The sequence below is a fragment of the Bacillus sp. 3255 genome (assembly GCF_031456485.1).
In the GTDB taxonomy this organism is placed as follows: Bacteria; Bacillota; Bacilli; order Paenibacillales; family NBRC-103111; genus Paenibacillus_E.
On sequence record NZ_JAVDUS010000025.1, the window covers coordinates 1 to 14,697 of the forward strand.

Annotated in this window: 15 protein-coding genes, 1 pseudogene and 1 riboswitch; all 16 genes and pseudogenes read left to right on the forward strand. The window is 52.2% G+C overall.

What is annotated here, in order from left to right:
• Nucleotides 1-406: 406 nt before the first annotated feature.
• Nucleotides 407-550: pseudogene (locus tag J2X61_RS36600) on the forward strand (IS256 family transposase); the annotation flags it as partial.
• 578 nt (nucleotides 551-1,128) lie between these two features.
• Nucleotides 1,129-2,682 carry a sensor domain-containing diguanylate cyclase gene (locus J2X61_RS30450; protein WP_274468021.1) on the forward strand — a complete coding sequence of 518 codons (1,554 nt, stop codon included), beginning with the start codon at nucleotides 1,129-1,131 and terminating at the stop codon, nucleotides 2,680-2,682.
• Between the two features lie 89 nt (nucleotides 2,683-2,771).
• Nucleotides 2,772-2,954, forward strand: a riboswitch (FMN riboswitch).
• A 229-nt stretch (nucleotides 2,955-3,183) separates the two neighbouring features.
• Nucleotides 3,184-4,293, forward strand: coding sequence for a bifunctional diaminohydroxyphosphoribosylaminopyrimidine deaminase/5-amino-6-(5-phosphoribosylamino)uracil reductase RibD (gene ribD / locus J2X61_RS30455; protein WP_274468022.1), 1,110 nt, complete (start codon nucleotides 3,184-3,186; stop codon nucleotides 4,291-4,293).
• 16 nt (nucleotides 4,294-4,309) lie between these two features.
• Nucleotides 4,310-4,981, forward strand: a complete 672-nt coding sequence (gene ribE, locus J2X61_RS30460; protein ID WP_310193557.1) for a riboflavin synthase — start codon at nucleotides 4,310-4,312, stop codon at nucleotides 4,979-4,981.
• Between the two features lie 36 nt (nucleotides 4,982-5,017).
• Nucleotides 5,018-6,244, forward strand: coding sequence for a bifunctional 3,4-dihydroxy-2-butanone-4-phosphate synthase/GTP cyclohydrolase II (locus tag J2X61_RS30465; protein WP_310193559.1), 1,227 nt, complete (start codon nucleotides 5,018-5,020; stop codon nucleotides 6,242-6,244).
• A 55-nt stretch (nucleotides 6,245-6,299) separates the two neighbouring features.
• Complete coding sequence (gene ribH, locus J2X61_RS30470; protein ID WP_310193562.1) at nucleotides 6,300-6,770, forward strand: 6,7-dimethyl-8-ribityllumazine synthase; 471 nt, start codon at nucleotides 6,300-6,302, stop codon at nucleotides 6,768-6,770.
• Nucleotides 6,771-7,415 (forward strand): site-2 protease family protein, encoded by a 645-nt coding sequence (locus J2X61_RS30475; RefSeq protein WP_310193565.1) that lies wholly within the window; start codon nucleotides 6,771-6,773, stop codon nucleotides 7,413-7,415.
• A gap of 15 nt (nucleotides 7,416-7,430) precedes the next feature.
• Nucleotides 7,431-8,222 carry a segregation and condensation protein A gene (locus tag J2X61_RS30480; RefSeq protein ID WP_310193567.1) on the forward strand — a complete coding sequence of 264 codons (792 nt, stop codon included), beginning with the start codon at nucleotides 7,431-7,433 and terminating at the stop codon, nucleotides 8,220-8,222.
• Entirely contained in the window at nucleotides 8,206-8,805 is a 600-nt protein-coding gene (gene scpB / locus J2X61_RS30485; protein ID WP_310193570.1) for an SMC-Scp complex subunit ScpB, read from the forward strand. The genes J2X61_RS30480 and scpB overlap by 17 nt, the downstream gene beginning before the upstream one ends.
• A gap of 94 nt (nucleotides 8,806-8,899) precedes the next feature.
• The gene (locus J2X61_RS30490) at nucleotides 8,900-9,607 is read left to right on the forward strand and encodes a DUF2953 domain-containing protein (protein ID WP_274468030.1); all 708 of its coding nucleotides are present in this window, start codon (nucleotides 8,900-8,902) and stop codon (nucleotides 9,605-9,607) included.
• Nucleotides 9,608-9,722: 115 nt separating this feature from the next.
• Nucleotides 9,723-10,217, forward strand: a complete 495-nt coding sequence (gene ytfJ, locus J2X61_RS30495; protein ID WP_274468031.1) for a GerW family sporulation protein — start codon at nucleotides 9,723-9,725, stop codon at nucleotides 10,215-10,217.
• Nucleotides 10,218-10,878: 661 nt separating this feature from the next.
• Nucleotides 10,879-12,072, forward strand: a complete 1,194-nt coding sequence (locus J2X61_RS30500; RefSeq protein WP_379239651.1) for a D-alanyl-D-alanine carboxypeptidase family protein — start codon at nucleotides 10,879-10,881, stop codon at nucleotides 12,070-12,072.
• A gap of 35 nt (nucleotides 12,073-12,107) precedes the next feature.
• Nucleotides 12,108-12,707, forward strand: a complete 600-nt coding sequence (locus J2X61_RS30505) for a nucleoside recognition domain-containing protein (protein ID WP_274468032.1) — start codon at nucleotides 12,108-12,110, stop codon at nucleotides 12,705-12,707.
• Between the two features lie 6 nt (nucleotides 12,708-12,713).
• Nucleotides 12,714-13,247 (forward strand): spore maturation protein, encoded by a 534-nt coding sequence (locus J2X61_RS30510; protein WP_274468033.1) that lies wholly within the window; start codon nucleotides 12,714-12,716, stop codon nucleotides 13,245-13,247.
• A 61-nt stretch (nucleotides 13,248-13,308) separates the two neighbouring features.
• On the forward strand, nucleotides 13,309-14,055 hold the full coding sequence (locus tag J2X61_RS30515) for a pseudouridine synthase (protein ID WP_274468035.1): 747 nt from the start codon (nucleotides 13,309-13,311) through the stop codon (nucleotides 14,053-14,055).
• Between the two features lie 88 nt (nucleotides 14,056-14,143).
• Entirely contained in the window at nucleotides 14,144-14,677 is a 534-nt protein-coding gene (locus tag J2X61_RS30520) for a redoxin domain-containing protein (RefSeq protein ID WP_274468036.1), read from the forward strand.
• Nucleotides 14,678-14,697: the final 20 nt, after the last annotated feature.

Below are 14,697 nucleotides of genomic sequence, written 5' to 3' on the forward strand. Positions count from 1 at the left end.
ACTGCGTGAACTAAGGAACCGCCGTATACCGAACGGTACGTACGGTGGTGTGGGAGGTCGGCTACTCAACTAATGGGTAGCCTCCTACCCGATTGGCTGCGCAGGAGGTGGAGGACGGGCGGCGGTGGCAGGATGGCAGGTAGGTGATGGCGCGGCAGGACGTGAATGAGGGATGTGGCAGGAGGGACGGACGTGGCAGGTTAGGGAGATTAGATAATGGTGGAACAGGAGGTGTCAGGACGGATGGTGGGCAATAACTGGAAAAAATCATGTTATTTCAACCTTCAATTGGCTTGTAGGGACGGTGTAAAATTGTTTGTGTACCAATATTTGTGACCTATCCGGGTAACAAAAAAGTAGGGTATTTTTGGGATTGCTGAAGTCACCAAGAAAGGAACCCTACTCAATGACTACTATACACGAAAATTCACTATCAGATCTATTTGAAAATCTTGTTACTCGATTCGTTAAGGATAACCTCGAGTCCATTATGAAGGCTGAAATTAAATCTTTTATGGAAGGTAATGAACGTTCTTCTCACAATAGCCGTATAGATGATGGCGGGACTGGAGGTGAAAGGACGGACGTGGCAGGTTAGGCAGGTAGTTGATGGCAGGATGGGAGGTAGCAGGTTAGGCAGAGTAGATAATGGTGGAACAGGAGGTGTCAGGGATGGATGGTGAGCAATAACTGGAAAAAATCATGTTATTTCAACCTTCAATTGGCTTGTAGGAGAAATAACGGGAATCTGTCCTGTTAAAATTGCACCAAATCCCTGATATCCGGCATTTACCATGAAAATAACGGGAGATTTTCCCGTTATCACACTCGCATGGGCATCTTTTGGCTGGAATAACGGGAGATATTCCAGTTACGCCATCTCCGGGGGCAGCTACGCCCTTTGCCGTAGGTCGAAATTGCAGGAGCTTCACTTCAGAGCCGGATCACCTCCCGCCCGAGCACTATTTTAGGATAATTACAGCGGGCCCGAAGAGGAGTTCTTACAAATACTAACATAAGTGTTGTGAAAACTAATACTCTCACACCGGATTAACGTAATTTTCCTAACACTTTTTTAAGAGAATAAGGATATCCATCCATTTCATGAAGACGGAGTGAAAATTTTAGATGAATCGAAGAGACTTTAAACTGCGAACTCTGGTCGACATGCTCGTTCTTATGTCTGTTTTGACAACGCTTACTGTAAGCGTCATCGTCGGATATGAACATGAGAAGAAATCGCTCATCCAAACAACCTTTCAATTAAATAAAATATACGCCGATAAGCTCGCGGATACCGTCAACGGGCTCGTGATCAATTTGAAACAAGTCATGGGAGGAACAGGCGTTTATGTCGCTCAAAATGCGGACCTGTCAGACCGTTACGATATACTGCAATTGCTGAGGCATAATCACTCCAGCTTGAGTTCGGTTACGCTTATCGACCGCACGGGAGTTATCACCGACGCATCTCCCGTACAGGTCGGGCTGCAGGGGCAGCATGTGTCCGGTGTCGTTGCACGGTTGTTCGCAGAGCGAAAGTATGGCATTTCAGAAGCTTATGCAACGGAAGCAGGAGTGTTATCCGTAGCGCTTGTGCAGCCTTTATTTGACGAAAGGGGCGAGTTTCTGGGGGCGCTGAGCGGGACGATCTCGCTGCATGAGTCGAATCTCTTTAATACGGTATTAAGCGATTCGATGAAGGACACCGAAGGCACTTACGTATATGTTGTCGGGTCCAGAGGCGAGCTGATCTATCATCCGGACCCGACGCGCATCGGCGAGGATGTCAGCAGCAATCCGGCGGTACAAGATATTCTTCATGGAGAGAGCGGCGTTAGGAGAATCAAGAATAGCAAGGGGGTCGACATGCTAGCCAGCTATACGTATATGAACGAGACCGGCTGGGGCATTATCGCGCAGACCCCTACGGAAGTCGTGCTGAACGAGGCGCGTCATCTTGTTTTACAAATGCTGGCGTATGTGGTTCCCATTCTGCTCGCATTCCTGATCGGGATCTATGTGGCAATCGGCAAAATGTCACAGCCGCTCGTAAGGCTAGCCCAATACGCGCAAAAGCTGTCAGCCGACAATCTGATTCGCGAGGAACCTCCCCGCATCCATTCCTGGCTGTACGAAGCGAATAAGCTGCACCAAGCTCTCGGCGTGGCCGTAAAGCATTTGCGCTCCGAGTTCGACCATCTATCGGTGGTCGCGCAAACGGATTCGTTGACGGGGCTGTACAACCGCCGTACGATGGAGGCATACTTGCATAACCTTGTAGGTCAGAACAAGGCTTTCGCTTTTTTGCTTATCGACATCGACCGCTTTAAGCTCGTGAATGATCAGGAGGGGCATGAGACTGGGGATAAAGTGCTGCAATTGGTTGCATCCATTTTGCAATCATGTGTGGACGGGCGGGGCTACTGTTTTCGGTTTGGCGGAGAGGAGTTCGTCATCCTGCTGCCGGATCAGAGTCTGGAAGCGGCGCTCGAGGAGGCTGAGCGTATTCGCCAGTCGATGGAGACGAACCGGGGATACAATGGTCGAAAAGTGACGCTGTCGATCGGCGTAGCCGCCTACCCGCTGACCACGAGCGAGCCGGACAAGCTGTTCGAACAGGCGGACAAAGCGCTGTACCGCGCCAAAAGCGGCGGCCGCAACCGGGTTGAATCGGCTTGAAGTACGCTCGGTTCCCTGATGTGTTAAAAAAGACCTTGCTTTTTCGAAGTGTGAGTGATAAATTTTTCATAAGTTACTTTTCATATGTGTGCAACCTTCGGGGCGTGGTGAAATTCCACACCGGCGGTGATTCGACGGCTGGCCATTAGGCTGGAGCGTCGATCAGTCCGTGACCCGTTTTGAAGCTAGCGGTACCTGACATACAGCTTCGCTACGGCTGACCCGGTGAGAATCCGGGACCGACAGTATAGTCTGGATGGGAGAAGGAGAATGCGAATCCAAGATTCGCTGTGCATGCTTGTACATTTTTTCACGAGAACAAAAATTCGGCAGGTCTGTCCTTTCGACAACTACGCCGGTCTTGTTTGATTTGATCAAAAATGGAGCAGGCGCGTACAGCCGAGGCTTTTTCGTGTTACCTACAAATCTCTGGCCCCTATCCGATATGCGGAGGGGTCTTTTGGCGTTCGTTCAAATTCTACCTATTGGCGGTGAACAGGCATGCATGTCTTGAATGATGAAGCATATATGAGGCTAGCGCTGCAAATGGCCGAAAGCGCGCTTGGCCAAACAGGGATCAACCCGGTTGTCGGCTGCGTGCTGGTCAAGGAGGGGCGCATCGTTGGCATGGGGGCTCATTTGAAAAGAGGACATGGCCATGCCGAGGTTCTCGCTCTGGCTATGGCCGGCGAGGAGGCAAGCGGCAGCACCGCCTATGTCACCTTGGAGCCGTGCAGCCACTACGGCAAGACGCCGCCCTGCAGCGATCGCTTGATCGCCGCGGGAGTGACGCGCGTCGTGGTTGCCGGCACGGACCCGAATCCCCAGGTGGCCGGCACCGGTATCGCCAAGCTGCGAGCCCACGGCATCGACGTCTCCGTCGGGCTGCTGGGGGAGGAAGCCGCGGCGATGAACGAGGCTTTCAACAAATATATCGTCACGCGCATGCCATTCGTGACGCTGAAGACCGCCAGCACGCTGGACGGCCGCATCGCCTCCAAGACCGGCGACAGCCGGTGGATCACATCGCCGGCGTCGCGCGCTTATGTGCATACCCTGCGCCACCGGCATCAGGGCATCATGGTCGGCGTCGAGACGATCATCGCCGACGATCCGCTCCTCAGCGCGCGCGGCGACGTACCGGCCCTGCAGCCGGTACGGATTATCGCGGACTCGCGCTTGCGGATCCCGCCGGGCGCCCGGGTGCTCACGGAGCAGGATCGTCAGCCGACGATCCTGCTCGCGACCGCACAGGCGCCCGCAGAGCGGCGTGCCGCGCTGGAAGCGCGCGGCATCACGGTGCTCACCTGCGGGGACGGCCCGCAGGTGGATCTGACGCTCGCGATGCGCCAGCTCGGCGAGCGCGAGATCGGCTCCATCCTCCTCGAGGGTGGAGGACGGCTTAACGGCGCCATGCTGGAGCGGCGCCTGCTGGACAAGCTGGTGCTGATGTTTGCGCCGAAACTGATCGGCGGGGGACATGCAGCACCGGTGAACATCAACTTCGAAGGCTTCGCGAAGATGGATGACGCATTGACGCTCGACCGGTTGAAGGTCGAGCAGCTCGGACCGGATATTTGCATAACGGGCTATCCGGCGTATCAAGACTGACGAATGGAGGGCTGCCATGTTTACCGGCATAATTGAAGAAATCGGCCGCATGCGCCGCATTCATAGCGTGGGTCAAGCGATGGTATTGACGATTGCCGCACATAAAGTGCTCGAGGACGTACACTTGGGCGATAGCATCTCCGTGAACGGTGTCTGCTTGACAGTCATCTCGTTCGACAGCGAATCGTTCTCGGTGGATGTGATGCCGGAAACGTACCGCAAGACGAATTTGCGCAACCTGCAGACAGGCGCCCGCGTGAATCTGGAACGGGCGATGGCGGCGAACGGCCGGTTCGGCGGACATATCGTGCAAGGACATGTGGACGCAACGGCGACGATTCTGTCACGCGTTCCGGAAGAAAACGCGGTCGTTTACCGGTTCGAACCGGACAATCCGCATATTTTCAGATATATCATTCCCGGCGGATCTATTACGATTGACGGCATCTCACTGACCGTCGTCGATGTGACGGAACGCGATGTGGCCGTCTCCATCATTCCGCATACGCTCGCTCAAACGGTGCTGCAGGATAAAAAAGCCGGCGACACCATTAACATGGAATGCGACGTTCTAGGCAAATATATGGAGCGACTGCTGAAATTCGGACCTGCCGATAACGTGCAAGGCAGCGGGAAGAAGCAAAGTACGTTAACGGCCGGCTTTCTAGCAGACCATGGCTTTATGTAAGACGGAAATTAAGCTCGAAGAAGAGGTGATTCAACCATGACACAAATACGTTTCAGTACGATAGAGGAAGCGCTGAGAGACCTCAGCTTAGGCAAAGTTATTATTGCCGTTGACGACGAAGACCGCGAGAACGAAGGGGATTTTATTGCCCTGGCTGACAAAACGACGCCGGAAGTGATCAATTTCATGATCAAGGAAGGCCGTGGTCTCGTCTGCGCGCCGATCACGGAGGAGCGTGCGCAAGAGCTCGATCTGCCGCCGATGGTCGCGAGGAATACGGATTACCACGGAACCGCCTTTACGGTATCGGTCGACCATATCGAGACAAGTACAGGGATATCGGCGCACGAACGTTCAAGAACGGTGATGGGCTTGATTCATCCGGCAACGAAGCCGCAGGATTTCCGCAGGCCCGGCCATATTTTCCCGCTGATCGCCAAGAAAGGCGGCGTGCTGCGCAGAGCGGGTCACACCGAAGCGGCTGTGGATCTGGCTATTCTATGCGGATCCTACCCGGCGGCCGTGATCTGTGAAGTCATTAAGGAAGACGGCACGATGGCCCGTGTTCCGGATCTGATGGAGATTGCGGAGAAACACAATTTGTGCTTGATTACGATTCAGGATTTGATTCAATACCGCAACAGGCAGGAGAAGCTCGTCCAGCGTGAAGTGGAAATCAATCTGCCGACCGATTTCGGTACGTTTAAGGCGATCGCCTATACGAACCAGCTCGATAATAAGGAGCATGTCGCTCTGGTCAAAGGGGTCATCGACCCTGCGAAGCCTACGCTGGTGCGTGTGCATTCCGAGTGCCTGACGGGCGATGTGTTTCATTCGCACCGCTGCGATTGCGGGCCACAGCTGGATAGCGCACTAAAACAGATTGATGAAGAGGGCAATGGTGTATTATTATATATGCGACAGGAAGGCCGCGGCATCGGTTTAATCAATAAATTGAAAGCTTACGCTTTGCAGGAGCAGGGATTGGACACGGTTGAGGCGAATATTAAGCTTGGCTTCGCTCCGGATCTTCGCGATTACGGAATCGGCGCTCAGATATTGAAGGATCTCGGCATCAGCCAGCTCCGCCTGCTAACGAATAATCCGCGCAAAATCAAAGGTCTCGAAGGCTATGGCCTGGAGGTCGTTGAGCGCGTGCCGATCCAGATGGCCTCTAAGGAGGACAATGTGAATTATTTGCGGACCAAGAAGCAGAAGCTTGGCCATATGCTGAGTTTCCACGATTCCGGCAGCGGCATTTAAGGCACGATCATTTTACCAATAAACCGGTTTTCATAGAGAAAGGGAGAATATAACCATGGCTACGATTTACGAAGGACATTTAGTATCGCAGAATTTGAAGTACGGCATTGTTGTTGGACGTTTCAATGAATTTATTACTTCCAAGCTGCTCGGCGGCGCACAAGACGCTTTGAAACGCCACGGTGTAGAGGATAACGAAGTGGACATCGCTTGGGTACCCGGCGCATTCGAGCTTCCGCTTATTGCACAGAAGATGGCGGAGAGCGGGAAATACGATGCAGTGATTACGCTTGGCGCCGTCATTCGCGGTTCAACGCCTCATTTTGATTATGTATGCAGCGAAGTTGCCAAAGGCGTTTCGGCGATCAACCTGAAAACCGGCGTGCCAACGATTTTCGGCGTATTGACGACGGATTCGATTGAACAAGCTGTGGAGCGTGCGGGGACGAAGGCTGGCAACAAAGGCTGGGAAGCTGCTGTAACCGCGATTGAAATGGCGAACTTGACGAAGCAATTCTCTTCCTAAATGCTTTCGTATTATCATCTGGAGACGCTGCTCCCACGGCTGCTTGCGTTCCTGATCGCCATGACGCTGCACGATGCGGCGCATGCGGGCTTGGCCAAGCTGCTCGGGGACTCTTCCGCCCGGAATAACAAACGTTTATCGCTGAACCCCTTGGTGCATTTGGACACCTTGGGGCTCGCGATGATTGTTTTCGGTCCGTACGGCTGGTCCAAACCGATGCCGGTCAACGCTTCGAATTTTAAGAGAAAGCCCAAGCTGTCCCATACTCTCGTTTACATAGCCGGTCCATTAACCAATTTGCTGCTCGCGTTGTTCTTCTGGTGGCTCTATTTCTTTCTTCCGTCATTCGTACAGGGAGATGCGTCCGAGTCGATCGTCGTGGAACAGTGGCGAGTCTATTTGCAGTACGGCGTCATCGTCAATATCATGCTTGCCGTCATTCATATGGTACCGCTTTACCCGCTCGACGGGTGGCACATCGTGCAAGGCCTGGTCCCTCCGAACCAGCAAAGATGGATGGATCACAACAAGCGTTATGCACTTATTCTAGTTATTGTGTTGCTGATTACTCCTGCCGGTCAATGGGCGCTTGAACATGTATACCCGCTTGCCGCGCAATTGGTTATGAATCTATTTTCTATATGACAAGGGGGAGAATAAATGAAAGTTACTTATAAGCTGGAAGCTTTTGAAGGCCCCCTTGATCTCTTGCTTCATCTTATCGATAAAAATGAACTTGACATTTATAATATTCCGATCAAAGAAATCACGGAGCAATACTTAGAGTACGTACAAGCCATGCAGGAATTCGAACTGGAAGTGACGAGCGAATTTCTCGTGATGGCTGCGACGCTGCTTTCGATTAAGAGCAAAATGCTGCTGCCTAAGCCGCCTGTGATCGATGAGTTCGACGAATATTTTGACGATATGGAAGACGAATTGGATCCGCGAGCTGAACTTGTCGCCAAGCTGATCGAGTACCGGAAGTACAAATCCATTGCGGACATGCTCCGGGACAAAGAGGTGGAGCGAAGCCAGATCTATACGCGCGAGCCGGAAGATTTGACGCCGTTCCTGCAGCAGGTGCAGGAGAATCCGGTGGAAGGATTGGATGTCGCCGATTTGTTGTATGCGTTTCAGCGTACGCTGCGCAAGCTGGCGAACCGGAACGTCGTTACCCGGATTCGCCGGGATGAAATTTCCGTGAAAGAGCGGATTCGCGAGGTCGTGGACTTGCTTAGAGTTCGCGGCGGCAAGCTGCTTTTCTCCAAGCTGTTTGATTACGAAATGACGCGGGAAGAAATTGTCGTCACGTTCCTGGCGATTCTCGAGCTGATGAAGATGAAGAGAGTCGTCTGTTATCAATACCGGTTGTTCGAAGATATCGTCATTCAAGCTAAAGAGGAGGATTCCATTGACACTCAATTTTCAACAGATGAAATCGATTATTGAAGGATTGCTCTTTGCCTCTGGTGACGAAGGTTTGGATGCCAAACAAATCGCCGAGGTCATGGATCTGGATGCCTATCTGGTACGCGATCTCATCAAGGATATGCGAACGGATTTCAAGCGCAAGCACCGCGGGATACAGATCGTGGAGGTAGCCGGCGCCTACCAGTTGACTACGCTGGCCGAGCATGCCCCCTACTTCGAACGATTGGCTTATACGCCATCCCGTTCATCTTTATCGCAAGCTGCGCTTGAAACTTTATCGATTATTGCCTATAAGCAGCCCATTACAAGGGTGGAGATAGAAGAAATTCGCGGCGTGAAATGCGACCGTGCCCTCGCTACCTTGACGAGCAAGGATCTGATTATTGAAGTCGGACGAGCCGATGCGGTAGGAAAACCGATTTTGTACGGAACGTCCAAACAATTTCTGGAGTATTTTGGCCTTAGTTCAATTAGTGAACTGCCGGATACGGCGAACTTCCAAGGGGAGTTCGATCTGGAAGAAGAGACGCGCATGTTATTTGACCGGATCGGAGATCAGAAGCAGCTCACGTTGGACGACGTAGCGGAAGAAACCGAATAGGAAGAAATGCATTTCATTTCCTTCAGATGCTCATACTAACTCCACGTGCCGGAAACACATTTCCAGCCGTGGATTTTTTTTGTTAAGGAGGAGAATGGGGTTGTTGTGGGTTGCGCTTATCATTGTTGTAGTTCTCATGGTCATCCTCATAGTGCTATTAAGCTTCATCCGGGGAGAATTTTATTTCTCCAGGGTCAAGGATAATGACACTCTTTCTGTGGAAGTGCGTGCGCTTTTTGGGCTAGTCCGCTATCGATACGTCATTCCCATTATACAGTTCAAAGGATTTACGAAAGGGATTCTGATCAAATCCGAGGTCGTCTCCAAAGCGGAAGCGAAGCTGAAAGATGAAAGCAAGGATCACATTACCAAAGAGAAAGTGATCACCTACTTCAAGGAAGCCAAAGACGCGCTTGTACATACGTTGAATCTGTATGATTGGATGAAACAGACGCTCGCCAAAGTTCAGTGTACGGAGCTGAAGTGGATCACCCGCCTCGGGATCGGCGATGCGCCGGAAACCGCCATTACGACGGGAATCGTATGGGGGATCAAATCTTCGCTGCTCGGTTTTACGATGCGGTATGTTCAGTTAAAGGCAACGCCGCGGATCGATGTCATTCCGCAATTCAATGAGAAAATTTTCTCCACCGAGGTGCGAGTGGCGGGTAGAATCCGCGTGTGGCATGTGATGTTTGCTGGGGTCAGACTTATGGCCAGAGCCTCCAAAGTGAAAGGCGGTATCCGGACGTGGATCAAATTAGCGCTCAAAGCGAGGTCCAGACTCAAAACTGCGTCGTGATGTACATAAGGCTATTCCTCTAAGGGCACTCTAATAAAGAACCAATCTTGGTCTTTGATGTTTATACGTAGAGTGCCAGCTTTACCAGGAGATAACGCTAAGGAGGAGTACACACATGTCAGAACATCCAATTCAAGGCCTTATGAAAGTCGCCATGGAAAATATTAAAGAAATGGTTGACGTGAACACGATTGTGGGCGATCCGGTAGAGACGCCCGATGGCAGTGTCATCATGCCGATCTCCAAAGTTGGATTCGGCTTCGCTGCCGGCGGCAGTGAGTTCGTGACCGACTCCGAAATTGAGATTGAGGGCGGCACGATTAATAAAAGCGATGCACTGAACGCGAAAGTCGCTCTTCCGTTCGGCGGCGGCAGCGGCGGCGGGGTATCGATTACGCCAATCGCCTTCCTCGTCGTCGGAAAGAACGGCGTGAAAGTCGTTCCGCTTGACAACCAGACCCATATTCTTGAGCGCTTGATCGATTCCGCGCCGCAAGTTGTGGACCGGATTCAGTCGATGGTGAAAGGCTTCAATGCCAAATCCGGCACGATCGGTTCCACGGGGACAAACAATGTGACGAATATCGAGAACCAAAATTTTATCGTGTAATCGGGCTCGAGCTGCTTCATGCAGCTGCTCGCCCAAGAAGATCCTTGCCCAGTGGTGGGCAGGGATCTTTTTTGAGGTATAGATGATTAAAGAACATTTTGAGAAGAAGCATAAGATCGGACCGTCAGGGCGATATTCCCTGACGGTTTTTCTTAAGATATAAGAATTTATAAGTTTTGGGGTGACCGGGAGGTTACCCCTTATTTAAACTGCGGCGGGGCGAGGGAGCCGAGCTTTTCTTGGTCAGCCGCAGGTCGTAACTGGAATTTCTCCCGTTATTCGCGAGAAAATTAGCCCAGTTGTACGAATGAAGGGAATTCCTCCCGTTAATTCATCCCCATTTCGCGTAAAGGCTGCGAGTACGGGCTGAATAACGGCAGGAATTCCTGGTATTCAGCATTCGAGCATCCGCCAGGCAGCATTTAACAGGAGAAATTCCCGCTATGGGCGGGACTCTCGGTAGAGGCTTGGCTCTCTTAGAGGAGTCGAGCTTTCTTGCAGGTTGAAGGCAGTGCTGCGGCTAATGGACTGACGTGCGAGGGGTACCGGGTCAGTCGGTCGATCGTCCTCACTTCCGTTTAGAGGACATATCCCGATTTTCCAAGCATATACTTGTACAAAGTTGTGTCTTGTCCAATAGTTTCGTAGTAGGGGGATTTCCATGAAGAAACGAATCAGATTCATCCTCATGTACAGCACCTTGATAGCTCTATTGTTGGCTCCGTGGGCGCAGGTGGAAGCGGCGCCTCCGGGCATAAGCACCCATGCGGTCGGCGCCTCGCTCATTGACGTGGAATCGGGCCGAATCCTCTACAGCCAAAAAGGGGACACGCCTATGCGCATCGCATCGTTGACGAAAATTATGACCGCGATCATCGCGATTGAACAAGGCAAATTGAACGATATGGTGAAAGTGAGCAAAAATGCGTACGGCAAGGAAGGCTCCTCGATCTACTTGAAGCTTGGTGAGGAGATGCGCATGCACGACATGCTCTACGGTTTGATGCTGCGCTCGGGCAATGATGCGGCCACTGCGATTGCCGAGCACGTCGGAGGGAGTGTCGAGGGCTTCGTTTACTTGATGAACGAAAAAGCCCGGATGCTGGGGATGGAGAACTCCCATTTCACGAATCCGTCCGGTCTTGACGAGGGCGAGGGGCATCGCGCTTCACCGAACGATATGGCGCGGCTTACGGCCTATGCGCTCAAAAATCCGGTGTTCAAGGAAATTGTGTCCACGAAGCTCAAAAAAGTGCCGAATCCGAATGAAGCTTGGGATTATTCGTGGTTGAACAAGAACAAGATGCTCTCGCTCTTCGAAGGCGCGGATGGAGTGAAGACAGGCTATACGAAGCTGGCGAAGCGTTGCCTGGTCTCTTCTGCGACGAGGGACGGGCAACAGCTTGCCGTCGTGACCCTGAACGATGGCGACGATTGGGCCGATCATGCTCGATTGCTGCAGTACGGCTTCACTTATTTCCCGCTGCAGACGATCGTAAAGAAGGGGGAGGCCGTAGAGGGCACGCCATGGGTCGCCGGCCGAACGTTTTCCTATCCGTTAGCGGAAGGGGAAGCAGCCCGGCTGACTCGCAAAGTAACGCTGGTCGATCCGAATACGATGGATTATCGCTTGGCGGAGCGGGGAACGATGCAGTATTCGCTCGGCTCCCAGCTGATTCAGACGATCCCGATGTACGATAAAGGCAGCCCGCTGCTGCAAGCACAAAGCCAATCTGCGTTTTCCTTCCAAGAAAGCGGTCCGTACAAGGAGACGCTGCTTGAGCACTATGGCCTGATTTGCCGGACACTGATTCAGGAGCTGTTTTCGGTATCCCGATCGGAATGGGCCGACTAAATGGAGCTTTACCTAAGCGATAAGGAGGCCATCATATGGTGAACTGGATTTGGTTGTTTTTCATTGTCGTCGGCTTCGTCGTCGCGGCGCTGAACGGGAACGTGGAGGCAGTCACCCAGGCCGCCTTCGACGGTGCCAAGAGCGGTGTCACGGTTTGTTTCGGGCTGATCAGCGTGCTTGTCTTCTGGATGGGCATGATGCGGATCGCCGAGGACGCCGGTCTCTTGAGGAAGCTGGCCAAGCTTCTTCAGCCGGCTGTGCGCTTTCTATTCCCTAGCGTGCCGAAGGATCATCCCGCTATCGGCTATATCATGTCAAACATGAGCGCCAATATTCTCGGGCTTGGCAATGCGGCGACTCCCATGGGGATCAAGGCGATGCAGGAGCTGCAGAAGCTGAATGATGACAAAGAAACGGCAAGCACGGCCATGTGTACGCTGCTTGCATTGAATACGTCCAGCATTACGCTCATCCCGACGACGCTGATAGCCATAAGGATGAGTTACAACTCCGTCAATCCTGCGGAGATCGTTGGGACGACGCTGATTGCCACGATCATCTCGACAGCAGCCGCAATCTTTGTGGATCGCTGGTACCGAAGGTCTCGTTCTCCCATCCCTCCGTTGAAAGGGTGATTCCGTATGTATGCCTTCGTATCGCTCATCTCCTCATGGGCTATTCCCGTCATGATTGTATTCATCCCGCTATATGCCGCTTACCGGAAAGTGCCTGTGTACGAGTCGTTCGTTGACGGAGCGAAGGAAGGCTTCGATACGGCGATCAAAATCATTCCCCATCTCGTCGGGATGATGGTTGCGATTTCGGTCTTCCGCGCTTCGGGGGCGATGGATTTATTGCTGGGCTGGATGCGCCCTTTCTTTCAGAGCATCGGCGTACCGACCGAGGTGCTGCCGCTGGCTATCTTGCGACCGATCACAGGGGCCGGCTCGCTCGCGTTCACGACGGATCTGATCGAACAGTTCGGACCCGATTCGATGATCGGACGGATCGCCTCAACGGTTCAAGGAAGCACGGATACGACGCTCTATGTCATAACGGTCTATTTCGGAGCGATCGGAATCCGCAAAGCGAGTTATGCACTGAAGGTCGGGCTCATCTCGGATCTCGTCGGCTTCATCGCCTCGATTATCATCTGCTTTCTGGTATTTACTTAAGTGCCGCCCTTGTGATTTGCAGCCAACTCCGTTATCATAAGCATGAGGTGAAAAGCGGATCATGGAAAGACTGCAAAAAGTGTTAGCCGAAGCGGGGATCGCATCCCGCCGGAAATGTGAAGAGATCATCCTAGCTGGCCGCGTGCAGGTGAACGGGGAAGTTGTAACAACGCTTGGCGTAAAGGTGAACCCGGCTGAGGACGAAATTAAAGTCGATGGACGAGCCATCGGCCAACAGAAGAAGATTTATGTCATTTTACATAAGCCCAAAGGCGTCATTACGAGCGCAACGGATCCGGAGGGCCGTAAAGTAGTCACGGACTTCCTGCCGGGCATCAAGGAACGGGTATATCCGGTCGGACGGTTGGATTATGATACGGAAGGTCTGCTTATCCTTACGAATGACGGCGAATTCGCCCATTTGCTGACGCATCCGAAGCACCATGTGCCCAAAACGTATCAAGCTACGGTCAAAGGCGTTCCGCACGGTACGTTATTAGACAAGCTCAAAACGGGCATACAATTGGAAGACGGGATGACGGCGCCGGCCGAGGTGGAGTATGCGGATGTGAATTTGGACAAGAATGAATCGACAATCGAGATCACGATCTATGAAGGCAGGAATCGACAAGTTCGGAGAATGTTCGAGGCGATCAACTTCCCGGTGATCCGGCTCAAGCGCATCAAATTCGGACCGATCTTCCTGACCGGGCTGCCGCGATCGAAGTATCGCCACTTGACGCCCAAAGAGGTTGAGGAGCTTCGAAACGAAGCGTTCAAGACACATAACGTTCAAAAAGGCCAATAAGAATTGGCCTTCTTTTCGTTATAATAAGGATATTACCATATGTTGAAAAAGCTAACATAGCTTAAGAAAAAAGCGAAGGTGATGGACCGTGGGTGCAAGAAAAAAATGGGTACAGATCGGTATTTTTGCGATCGTGCTTGTTATTGGCGTGTTTACCATTATTACCAATTTGTCGGCAGCTGGCGGCAAGAAATATCCGCAGGTCGGCGATAAAGCGACAAATTTCTCGCTTGTCGGACTGGATGGCAAGACGCATGATTTATCGGAATACAAAGGCAAGCCGGTTCTGATCAATTTCTGGGGGACTTTCTGTCCGCCATGCAAGGAAGAGATGCCGGCGCTTCAGAAGCAGTATGACAAATGGAGCAAGGAAGGCGTTGTTTTCCTGGAAGTCAACGTCGACAAGAATAAAGTTACCGTACAGAGCTTCATGGACCAATACAGTTTGAATATGCCGGTTCTGCTGGACGCGAAGGAAGTCGTGCGCAAGCAATACGGCGTCATGGACTACCCGACGACGTTCTTCATCGGCAAGGACGGGAAGGTCGCCGTGAAAAAAATCGGTCAAATGACAGAGCCGTTTATCGATGAGACGCTGGCGCAGCTTGCAGGCAAGTCGTAGAAACGGTTCATAGAGTTATC